This window comes from Youngiibacter multivorans (assembly GCF_017873395.1).
Classification (GTDB): Bacteria; Bacillota; Clostridia; order Clostridiales; family Clostridiaceae; genus Youngiibacter; species Youngiibacter multivorans.
The window spans coordinates 1-1,801 of the sequence record NZ_JAGGKC010000067.1 but is presented as its reverse complement, the minus strand read 5'-3'; the positions used below and the strand labels follow the sequence as shown (position 1 = coordinate 1,801).

The window sequence follows — 1,801 nt, the reverse complement described above, 5'->3', positions numbered from 1 at the left end:
GACAAATCAGGAAGATGGAAGTTCCAACTGAGGTTTGGCTGAATCCGATCAAAACTGACGATAAGATTTTGCGACAACTACCTTGACAAACACCGGTTTTTTTGTGGGGAATTATTGAGCAAATTTCATATTATGCGAATATTTAGTGAATTGCAAAATTGCTTTATTAATAAAATACTGAACACTTAACGTATGAAAATCAAATAAATCAGCAAAACAACAATAAAAAAATCTAAAATATAGCAAAAAAATGCAAATTACTGTCCCGAGGCACATTGAGACAGTGATACTCCTACAAAAGGAGAAACCACAACATATTGCATAAACCGCATGGCTGAGCTGCTATATATAGTAATTTGTAAAATGTGTTGTTGTTTCCCAATACGCCTACAGATTAAAGGGCATATTAATAGTAAGCTTCTTTAGCAATTCATCTCGGAGTTTATTAAATAGTGTTAGTGCTGAGTCAAATTCGTATGGCTCAGTACTTTTATTTTTGTGGGGATATTGAAGCTAAATGTTTAGGTGTAAATCTACTATCAATATTGATTATGTTGTAAGTCAACGCTTATACTGAAATTAACTTTATAATTACTATAACCTATGACGCCATAGGAAATCCATTGTCTTACGACGGCTGGACCTACACATGGGAAAATGGCAGGCAGCTGAAGAGTTTAAGCAACGCTTCCACCAGCCTAAGCTACAAGTACAACTCTGACGGGATAAGGACAGAGAAGACCCTCGGATGGTCACCATAAGGGAATGATAAGAGCCGTATGAATCGAGAGATTCACGTACGGTTCTGTGAGAGCATTGGGGTGAAACTCCCCTCTGCTACTCGACTGGGAGGTCCCCCGCTTAATCAGCGGGGTCCTACCCGATTAAATTCTCAAATTATTTTAATATTTGTACCTCTTAAGTGACCCAGTTGCCTTCTATATGTCCCTCTTATTATTCGGGTAATAGGAAGACCGCTTTTTATTATACCAATATTTTTATAAAATCTACTTTTCCAATCTTTTTTCTAATAATAAATCCATTCATATCTTTCTGATTGATACACCAAACCAGTATAGTCTGAATTCCTATAGAATGCTGTATGGTATTTAATATGCATAGCAATTTCTGCAATAGTATCAGAATCTACATATTTACTATCAATATAAGACATCCATGCAGTTACACCAACTAAAACACTTGCTGCTGCTAGCATTGCAACGGACAGACTGCCTATAAACATTGTCTTCTTTTTTGGGGTTAGTAAGTACCATGAACTCATGGCTTCCATTTCTTCTCCAATTACCGTATCAGATCCCACTGTTTGATCAGATCCAATTATTTGGTCAGATACTAGCTCGCCATTAGCAAATACTTGAAGCTGGCTTGTTTTTTCATTAAAGATAACATTGAGTAGGTCTTCTCCATCTTCTACTTTAGTTGTTCTAACTCCATTTTTGGTTTTTGTCTGCTCAACAACATAGGTAGTGCCACCATACTCAACAGTCTCTACCGATACTATGCTTTTAGTTTCTGAAGCTGCAACCCCAACTGTTGATGTTAAAATAAAGATTAGCAGAAAACAACTGGTGATAGTAAAACATTTCTTAATATTCATTCGAAAACCTCATATATACTTATTCCATTTCATGATATTATAAAGGTGATAATATGTAAAGGATTTTTGATTTCATGTTATATTTATATAAGGAGCATTCCTGTAATGAAAAAACCTGAACTTTGAAAAAGGAGACCCATAGCAATACAATGAAAGTGTGCTGATCCAGGACAAGAAAGGCAC

The 1,801-nt window shown here is 35.8% G+C and carries 2 protein-coding genes; one reads left to right on the top strand and one right to left on the bottom strand.

Annotation, left to right across the window (positions count from 1 at the left end):
- Positions 1–623 precede the first annotated feature (623 nt).
- Positions 624–761: a hypothetical protein gene (locus J2Z34_RS17480; RefSeq protein WP_209461157.1), complete on the top strand. Its 138-nt coding sequence runs from the start codon at positions 624–626 to the stop codon at positions 759–761.
- 266 nt (positions 762–1,027) lie between these two features.
- Here the strand turns inward: J2Z34_RS17480 and J2Z34_RS17475 are convergent, their stop codons facing one another.
- A complete protein-coding gene (locus J2Z34_RS17475) occupies positions 1,028–1,618 on the bottom strand; it encodes a hypothetical protein (RefSeq protein WP_209461156.1) in 591 nt (196 codons plus the stop codon).
- Positions 1,619–1,801 lie beyond the last annotated feature (183 nt).

Bases quoted from the DNA above. Each gene is read 5' to 3' on its own strand.
- J2Z34_RS17475 (WP_209461156.1), bottom strand. From the start codon at position 1,618: ATGAATATTAAGAAATGTTTTACTATCACCAGTTGTTTTCTGCTAATC.